This is a genomic window from Mesorhizobium sp. M1A.F.Ca.IN.020.03.2.1, assembly GCF_004023205.1.
Taxonomy (GTDB): Bacteria; Pseudomonadota; Alphaproteobacteria; order Rhizobiales; family Rhizobiaceae; genus Mesorhizobium.
The window spans coordinates 1-7,226 of the sequence record NZ_RZSV01000253.1; the positions used below are offsets into that span (position 1 = coordinate 1).

At 64.5% G+C, this 7,226-nt stretch carries 10 protein-coding genes and 1 pseudogene; 2 read left to right on the forward strand and 9 right to left on the reverse strand.

Annotated elements, in window-relative coordinates; genetic code table 11:
* The 8 genes and pseudogenes from EOA79_RS33795 to EOA79_RS27215 all read right to left on the reverse strand — a co-directional run.
* Nucleotides 1–129 (reverse strand): annotated as a pseudogene (locus EOA79_RS33795) (5-(carboxyamino)imidazole ribonucleotide synthase); the annotation flags it as partial.
* Nucleotides 75–572: a 5-(carboxyamino)imidazole ribonucleotide mutase gene (purE, locus tag EOA79_RS27185; RefSeq protein WP_067001929.1), complete on the reverse strand. Its 498-nt coding sequence runs from the start codon at nucleotides 570–572 to the stop codon at nucleotides 75–77. The gene purE and the pseudogene EOA79_RS33795, both read right to left, overlap by 55 nt.
* Nucleotides 573–663: 91 nt before the next feature.
* A complete protein-coding gene (locus EOA79_RS27190; RefSeq protein ID WP_095824057.1) occupies nucleotides 664–1,869 on the reverse strand; it encodes an aminotransferase class V-fold PLP-dependent enzyme in 1,206 nt (401 codons plus the stop codon).
* Nucleotides 1,870–1,886: 17 nt separating this feature from the next.
* Nucleotides 1,887–2,348 carry a RidA family protein gene (locus EOA79_RS27195; RefSeq protein WP_067001934.1) on the reverse strand — a complete coding sequence of 154 codons (462 nt, stop codon included), beginning with the start codon at nucleotides 2,346–2,348 and terminating at the stop codon, nucleotides 1,887–1,889.
* 37 nt (nucleotides 2,349–2,385) lie between these two features.
* The gene (locus tag EOA79_RS27200; protein ID WP_067319368.1) at nucleotides 2,386–3,180 is read right to left on the reverse strand and encodes an amino acid ABC transporter ATP-binding protein; all 795 of its coding nucleotides are present in this window, start codon (nucleotides 3,178–3,180) and stop codon (nucleotides 2,386–2,388) included.
* A gap of 4 nt (nucleotides 3,181–3,184) precedes the next feature.
* Nucleotides 3,185–3,835, reverse strand: a complete 651-nt coding sequence (locus EOA79_RS27205; protein ID WP_067001941.1) for an amino acid ABC transporter permease — start codon at nucleotides 3,833–3,835, stop codon at nucleotides 3,185–3,187.
* Nucleotides 3,835–4,500 (reverse strand): amino acid ABC transporter permease, encoded by a 666-nt coding sequence (locus EOA79_RS27210; protein ID WP_067319366.1) that lies wholly within the window; start codon nucleotides 4,498–4,500, stop codon nucleotides 3,835–3,837. Before EOA79_RS27210 ends, EOA79_RS27205 begins: the two co-directional genes overlap by 1 nt.
* Nucleotides 4,501–4,623: 123 nt before the next feature.
* The gene (locus tag EOA79_RS27215; protein WP_197504271.1) at nucleotides 4,624–5,454 is read right to left on the reverse strand and encodes a transporter substrate-binding domain-containing protein; all 831 of its coding nucleotides are present in this window, start codon (nucleotides 5,452–5,454) and stop codon (nucleotides 4,624–4,626) included.
* 162 nt (nucleotides 5,455–5,616) lie between these two features.
* Between EOA79_RS27215 and EOA79_RS27220 the strand changes: the two genes are divergently transcribed.
* A complete protein-coding gene (locus tag EOA79_RS27220) occupies nucleotides 5,617–6,417 on the forward strand; it encodes an IclR family transcriptional regulator (RefSeq protein ID WP_095824056.1) in 801 nt (266 codons plus the stop codon).
* A 24-nt stretch (nucleotides 6,418–6,441) separates the two neighbouring features.
* Here the strand turns inward: EOA79_RS27220 and EOA79_RS27225 are convergent, their stop codons facing one another.
* A complete protein-coding gene (locus EOA79_RS27225; protein WP_067001951.1) occupies nucleotides 6,442–6,645 on the reverse strand; it encodes a DUF465 domain-containing protein in 204 nt (67 codons plus the stop codon).
* Nucleotides 6,646–6,880: 235 nt separating this feature from the next.
* On the opposite strand from EOA79_RS27225, the gene EOA79_RS27230 reads away from it, so the two are divergent.
* Nucleotides 6,881–7,060, forward strand: coding sequence for a YdcH family protein (locus tag EOA79_RS27230; protein ID WP_040998838.1), 180 nt, complete (start codon nucleotides 6,881–6,883; stop codon nucleotides 7,058–7,060).
* Nucleotides 7,061–7,226: the final 166 nt, after the last annotated feature.

Genomic DNA, 7,226 nt, shown 5'->3' on the forward strand with positions numbered 1-7,226 from the left:
GGCGGCGGCCATCGCCAGCATGCGGCCGAGCTGGCCGCCGCCGATGATGCCGATGGTCGATCCCGGGGCCAGGCTCACGGGGTATCCGCCGGCTCGGTGGCGACCTTGGCGGTCTGTGCGGTGCGCCAGGCATCGAGGCGGGCGGCGAGTTTTTCATCGCTCAGCGCCAGGACGGCCGCGGCCAGAAGGGCGGCGTTGGCGGCACCGGCCTTGCCGATCGCTAACGTGCCGACCGGAATGCCGGCCGGCATCTGCACGATGGAGAGCAGCGAATCCTGGCCGGACAACGCCTTGGATTCCACCGGCACGCCGAAGACGGGCAGCGGCGTCATCGCCGCCGTCATGCCGGGCAGGTGCGCCGCGCCGCCGGCGCCGGCGATAATCACCTTGTAGCCGGCCGCCTTGGCGCCCTTGGCGAATTCATAGAGGCGGTCCGGCGTGCGGTGTGCCGAGACGATCAGTTTTTTGTGCAGGATGCCCAGCGCGTCAAGCGTTTCCGCCGCCTGGCGCATCGTCGCCCAGTCGGACTGGCTGCCCATGATGATGGCGACGTCGGCACGCTGATCGGTCAAGGTTTTCGCTCCCGGCGGCAAAGGCGCGCCTTAGCGGAATTCGCCGGCAGCCGCAAGGATTGTCGCGGCTGTGGGCCGACGGTGGCGAGGTCTAGTCCGGCCAGCGCAGCGCCCCGGATGAATCCTTGCGCGCCGCTTTCATCGCATCCGCGGGACGCTCCTTCGCGGTCAGAACCGCGCGCAGCCGCTCGGCGACGGTCTCGGCCTCGCCGGGATGCAGGTTGCACGGGTCGAGGAAGAAGTGTCCGCGCTCGACCTCATGGTTGCGCACGATGACGGGCGGTGAGCCGGCGGCCAAAGCCGAGGCTAGGCCCGCGGCGGTGAAGCGGCTCTCCGGACGGACGAAGACCTGCAGGCGGTCGAGCGGGTTGGCGGTTGGGTCGGGCACGATCTCAGCGCCGATGCCCGGAATGCCTTGCAGCGCATGCTTCCACAGATCGAGCGCCGCCTCTTCGCGCCGGCGAATGCCGGCATGGTCGCGCTTTTCCCAAGCGTCGAGCGCCGCCATGGTGCCGGCGATGCTTTCCTTGCCGACCTTCATGGCCCGCGCGACGCCGCGATTCTGCAGATAGGCGGCGCGCACCAGGTCCTTGCGGCCGGTGACGATGCCGCTGGTCGGGCCACTCAGGAATTTGTGGCCGCTGTAGACGACGATGTCGGCGCCGCGCGCGAGGAAGGTCCGCAGATCGTATTCCGAAGCGGCATCGACGATCACCGGCACATTCTTGGCGTGGCAGATCTCGCAGAACTCCTCTAGCGAAAGCATGCCGTATTGCACCGTGTGGTGGGCGACGACGTAAAGCGCGGCCGCGGTGCGCTCGTTGATCGCCTCGCGCACGTGGTAATCCTGCGTGACGCTAACGGTGCCCGCCGGAATGACCTTGGCGCCGGCCACGCGGATCGACTGATCGATCGGCGCGCCGTAATTGACGATATGGCCGAGCTGGATGACGACCTCCGATTTCAGCCCTTCGGTGTCGTCGGGCAGCCGTTCGATGGCCAGCAGGTTGGTGCCGGTCATCGCTCCGGCGATCGCCATGGTGATGCCTGAGGCGCAGCAGGCGGTGATGAAGCCGGCCTCGCCGCCGGTGAGACGGGCGACGACTGCGCTCGCGGCGCGCTGCAAATCGTCCATCTCCACCCATTGCGAGGCGATCTCGGCCATGGCGCTGATCGCTTCCGGGACGATGATGGAAGCGCCGAGTGTCGTCATCGTGCCCGAGACGTTGATGATCGGACGCAGTCCCAGCCGCTCGCGGATCGTGGTGTTGGAGCCGGTCTCGGAATAGGTTTTCATGGCAGCAGATCCCAGTGTCAGGCGGCGATCTCGACGACCGCTTCGATTTCGACGGTGATGTTTCCAGGCAGCGAGCCGACGCCGATCGCCGAACGCGCGTGGCCGCCGATCTTGTCAAAGACATCGGCGAAGAGATCGGAGCAGCCGTTGACCACCTTCGGGTGATCGCTGAAGGTCGGCGTCGCATTGACGAAGCCGAGCAGCTTGACGACGCGCACGATGCGCCCGAGGTCGCCCGCCGCCGCGTGCATGACGGCAAGCAGGTTGAGGCCGGTGAGCCGGGCATGCTCATAGGCCTGTTCGACGGTGACGTCCTCGCCGACCTTGCCGGTGCAAAGCGTGCCATCGGCGCGCAGCGGCCCCTGGCCCGAGAGGAAGATCAGCCGGCCGCTCTCGGCATGAGTGACGAAGTTGGCGATGGGCGTTGGCGGCTCGGGCAGCGTCAGGCCGAGTTCGGCGAGCCGGGTGTAAGGCGTCATGGAAGAATGCTCCTTGGATGGCATTTGCCATCCGATGTCAGAATTGCGAGGCACGGAAGCGCGCCAAAAAAGTCCGCAGGCGCTCGTTCGTGGTCTCCGCGGCAAGCACCTCCTTCGGCGGCCCGACGGCACTGACGCCGCCGTCGGCCATGAAGACGATGCGGCTTGAGGCGTCGCGGGCGAAAGCCATCTCATGCGTCACCATCACCATGGTCATGCCGTCCTCAGCGAGGCTTTTCACCACGGCCAGAACCTCGCCGACGAGTTCCGGATCGAGGGCCGAGGTGATCTCGTCGAGCAGCAGGATCTTCGGCTCCATGGCGACGGCGCGGGCGATGCCGACACGCTGCTGCTGGCCGCCGGAAAGCTCGGCGGGCAGGCTGTCGGCCTTGTGGGCGAGACCGACACGACCCAACCAGTGCTCGGCGATCGAGCGCGCCTCGGCGCTGCTCTTGCCGCGTACCTTGGTGAGGCCGAGCATGATGTTGCCGGCCGCCGTCAGATGCGGGAACAGGTTGAAGCCCTGGAACACCATGCCCGTCTCGGCGCGCATGGCGGCCAAGTCGCGCTCGCTGCGGCGCTGGCGCGCACCGCCGTCGCGAAAACCGACCTCCTTGCCGTCGATGCGGATCGAGCCGCTGTCGTAGCTTTCGAGGAAGTTGACGCAGCGCAGCAGCGTGGTCTTGCCGCTGCCGGACGGTCCGATGATGGCGACCACCTCGCCCTTCGCCACCTTGAGGCTGACCGAGCGCAGTACCTCGACCGAGCCAAAGGATTTCGAGACCTCGGCGATATCGAGAAGCGCAGGGCTGTTATCGGAAGTGGTGGCCATCGTGCTATTCCCGGATGAAGGCAAAGCGCTGCTCCAGCCGTCGGCTGGCAAGCGAAAGCGCGTAGTTGACGCCGAAATAGAGAAGGGCGCCGAGGATATAGAGCGGCATCGCCTCATAGGTGCGGCCAATGACCTGGTTGATGGCCTGCATCAGATCGGTGATGCCGAGCAGCGAGACCAGCGCGCTGCCCTTGACCGCGTCGGTGACGCCGTTGATCCAAGGCGGCAGGAAGCGGCGGAAGGCCTGCGGGAAAATCACGTAGGTAAGGCGCTGGCGAAAGGTCAGGCCAATCGCCATCGCCGCTTCCGACTGGCCTTTCGGGATCGAGGCGACGGCTCCGCGCAGATATTCGACGACCTGCGCGGTCTTGAACAAGGTCAACGCCAGCACCGCCGCCCAGAAGGACTGGAGATGCACGCCGACGGCCGGCAGGCCGTAATAGACGAAGAAGATCAGCACCAGGATCGGGATGCCGCGGACGGTGTCGCTGAAGATCCGCACCGCCCAGCGCAAGGGTGCGGGCCCGTAGACGAGGCCAACGCCGAGGACAACGCCGGCGATCAGCGACAGCACCACGACGAGCAGCGATACCCAAAGCGTCAGCGCGAAGCCTTCGGCGAGGAACGGAAGGGCGTAAGCGATCTGGCCAAGCATCAGCGCGCCGTCCTATACCAGCGCTCGACCAGCCGGAGCGCGAAGAGCAGGGCGTAACCCGTCACCAGATACATCGCCGTCACCACCAGATAGACCTCGACGATGCGGAAGGTGTTGAAGTTGATCCACTGCGCGCCGTAGGTCAGTTCGGGCACGGAGATGACGGAAGCGACAGACGTGTCCTTGAACAGCGAGATGAAGGTGTTGGAAAGCGCCGGCAGGGTGATGCGCATCATCGTCGGCAGCCGCACATGGACAAGCCGCTGCCATGGCGTAAGGCCGATCGCCTTGCCGGCATCGATCTGGCCGCGCGGCACGGCTTCGAGGCCGGATCGGAACACTTCGACGAGATAGGCGCCGCTGTAGACGGCAAGCGTGGCGACGAAGGACGTCTGCGCGCTGTAGGCCAGGTCGATGACGGTCGGCAGACCGTAGAACACCAGATAGACCAGCAGGATCAGCGGCACGTTGCGGATGAATTCGACGTAAGAGGCGATAATGCCGCGCACGACACGCCCGGCCGAGACATACCAGACGGCCAGTACCAGTCCGATGACAATGCCGATGGCGATCGAAATCACGGCAAGCTCGAGGCTGAGCAGCAGTCCGCCCCACAGCTTGTCGAAGTGGCGCCAGATCAGGTTGAAATTGAGCGTATAGCCCATGCGTCCGTCTCAATGGCCTGTGGTGACGATCCAGAATTCGCCACTGCAGGAGCCCGTGTCGAGGAGAACAGGCGGAAGGGCGCTTGCTGCGGCCCTCCGCCGGCTAAAGTCAGACAGGCCTCGTCAGATGACCGGGAAGCCCGGATGGCGCGGCGGCGGTTCCTGGCCGAAATATTCCTTGAAGGCAGCGTCGTAGAGTGCCGTCTCGTGGCCGAACATGGCGATGGTGAAGGTCTGGTTGACGTAGGTCAGCCAGTCGAGGTCGCCCTGCCTGATGGCCGCGCCGTAAAGCATCGAATACCAGCTCTTGCCGGCGTCGAAATATTTGTCCGGGTTGCGCGAGGCGAGCCAGCGCACGGTGGAGAGGTCGACCGCGGCGGCGTCGACGCGCTTGGATTCCAGCGCCTGCAGCACGTTGGCCTGGGTGTCGATCTGCATCACTTGCGCCTGCGGCAGGGCAAAGTGCACCGAGTTTTCGGCATCGACATTCTGCAGGATCGAGATGCGCGTGGCCGAGCCGTTCGCCAGCAGCTTGTCGAAAGTCTTGTTCTCGGAGCCGGGCAGCGTCAGCAGCGCGACGCCTTCGACATAGTAGGGGCGCGAGAAGTGGATCAGCTGCGAGCGCTGCGCCGTCATGGTCATGAACTGGATGGTGATGTCGACCTTGTTGGTGGTCACGTTCGGAATGCGCTGCGCCGGATCCTGCATGACGAATTCGACCTTGGTCGGGTCATCGAAAAGGCCCTTGGCGAGGATGCGCCCCATAGTGATGTCCATGCCGACCAGCTCGCCGGCATCGTTCTCGAAATGCCACGGCGCGTTGGTGCTGCCGGTGCCGACGATCAGCTTGCCGCGATCGAGCGCGGTCCGCAGCACGCTATCGGACGCGGCTTGCGCGGCGGCCTTCTCGGCGCTGACCGCGGTGAGCGCGCCGGCGGTGGCAAGTCCGGCCATTCCCAATTTCAGAAAATCACGTCTTCCGGATGTGTCGTTCACGGCGACCTCCTTTGGTGTGTGTTCCCCATGAATACACGCGTCAGCAATCGATATACGATTGTCTCTTACAAGAGACGTATGTATCCTGTACAAGACAGATACTAACACCGGGAATCGACAATGCAAGATGGCGAAGCGCTGACCGAGTGGCAGGCCGCAGGTTCGGACGAGGAGAGGCCCGCGAACTCTCGCGAGAAGGGTCTCAACCGCGCGCTGCACATTCTGGAGTTCCTGCATGCCACGCAGCGCGCGATCGGCATCGGCGAGCTGGCCAAGGGGCTCAACGCCCCCCGCTCGACGACTTACACGCTCGTTCGCGAGCTGGTCGGTGCCGGTCTCCTGGAGATGGCCGGCGACGGCAACCGCGTCTATTTCGGCAAGAAGCTTTACCTCTACGGAATGGCCTATATGCGCGGCAACGACCTCCTCAGGCGCGGACGGCAGGAGGTCGACACGCTGTCGCGCGAGACCGGCGAGACCTCGGAGCTGTGCATGCTGCAGAGCGGCCGCTACACGATCGTCCATTCGAGCCCGGGCACCAGGCCGTTCCGCATCAGCTCGGCCACCGGCCTGCAGATCCCGCTGCCTTGGACCGCGTCGGGCCGGCTGCTGCTCGCCGGCCTGGAACGCAGCCGGATCGAGGCGATGATCTCCCAGGACGACCTCGTGCTGCCGGATGGCCGCAAGATCGAGCTCGACGACTTCATCGACGACATCGCAAAAGCCCGCGTCACCGGCTATTGCGTGACGTCGGGCCTTGTCGACGCCTATACCAAATGCTTGGCGGCGCCGGTCTTTTCAGCGCCCGGGAAGATCGAGGCGACGATGTGCCTGGTGGTTCCGATCGACACGTCGGAAGATCGGACAGGCGAGCTGGTCGCGCTGCTGCGTGACCGCGCCGCGCGGCTTTCGATCCCCTAGCCGTCGAGCGAAGGAAGCTGCCGGTCAGGCGATGATGTCGGGGATGATGCGGTCTTCCAGCGCCATCAGCCGGTCCTTCAGCATCAGCTTCTTCTTCTTCATGCGCTGGATCTGCAGCGGGTCGCAACCCATGGCGATCATCGCATTGATGGCGGCGTCGAAATCGGCGTGTTCCTGTTTGAGCCGGGAATATTCGAGGCGTATCTCAGCCTGTTCCTGTTCGGACATTATCTACCGTCTGCGTATGCGTCGCCCAGGGATGGGCCTTTGGGCGGGGCCGGTGGGGTTTGTGACCGGCGCGCCGCTGATATCACATTTCACATTGTCGTGGAATGCTACCACGCGGCATTCGACATCGAGATTGGTTGGTGGCAAACTGTCATCGTGCCGTCACAGTTGCGACCTGCGGTGGACGTGCCTGAGACGGCTGCAATCGAGGAATCCATGAAAGGGAGAACCAATCATGTCTCTTGCATCCCATCTTGATGAGCTGCAGCGGAAGCACGGCGACATCGAGCGCGAGCTTATCGACGCGATGAATCATCCTTCGGTAGACGACCTCGAGATCGCCACTCTGAAGCGGCGCAAGCTGGCAATCAAGGACGAGATTGAAAAGCTGAAGGCGAAACCGACGGCACACTGAAACTCCTCTAGGCAGCATAAACCGCACCCGTCGGGTGCAAGCCAACCGGTGGCAAGAATGCCGCCGGTACGGTGAGTTTACGCTGAATTTCCCGAGTCTTCCCGGAATGCAACCGCAGCCCGATGTGGGCTGCTGAACCGCGCGGCCGCCAACCAAGCGCAGCCGA

Excerpts from the sequence above, each read along its gene's own strand:
- EOA79_RS27205 (WP_067001941.1), bottom strand. The coding sequence starts at position 3,835 with ATGCTTGGCCAGATCGCTTACGCCCTTCCGTTCCTCGCCGAAGGCTTC.
- EOA79_RS27215 (WP_197504271.1), bottom strand. The coding sequence starts at position 5,454 with ATGGCCGGACTTGCCACCGCCGGCGCGCTCACCGCGGTCAGCGCCGAG.
- EOA79_RS27230 (WP_040998838.1), top strand. The coding sequence starts at position 6,881 with ATGTCTCTTGCATCCCATCTTGATGAGCTGCAGCGGAAGCACGGCGAC.
- EOA79_RS27210 (WP_067319366.1), bottom strand. The coding sequence starts at position 4,500 with ATGGGCTATACGCTCAATTTCAACCTGATCTGGCGCCACTTCGACAAG.
- EOA79_RS27190 (WP_095824057.1), bottom strand. The coding sequence starts at position 1,869 with ATGAAAACCTATTCCGAGACCGGCTCCAACACCACGATCCGCGAGCGG.
- EOA79_RS27225 (WP_067001951.1), bottom strand. The coding sequence starts at position 6,645 with ATGTCCGAACAGGAACAGGCTGAGATACGCCTCGAATATTCCCGGCTC.
- EOA79_RS27220 (WP_095824056.1), top strand. The coding sequence starts at position 5,617 with ATGCAAGATGGCGAAGCGCTGACCGAGTGGCAGGCCGCAGGTTCGGAC.
- EOA79_RS27195 (WP_067001934.1), bottom strand. The coding sequence starts at position 2,348 with ATGACGCCTTACACCCGGCTCGCCGAACTCGGCCTGACGCTGCCCGAG.
- EOA79_RS27200 (WP_067319368.1), bottom strand. The coding sequence starts at position 3,180 with ATGGCCACCACTTCCGATAACAGCCCTGCGCTTCTCGATATCGCCGAG.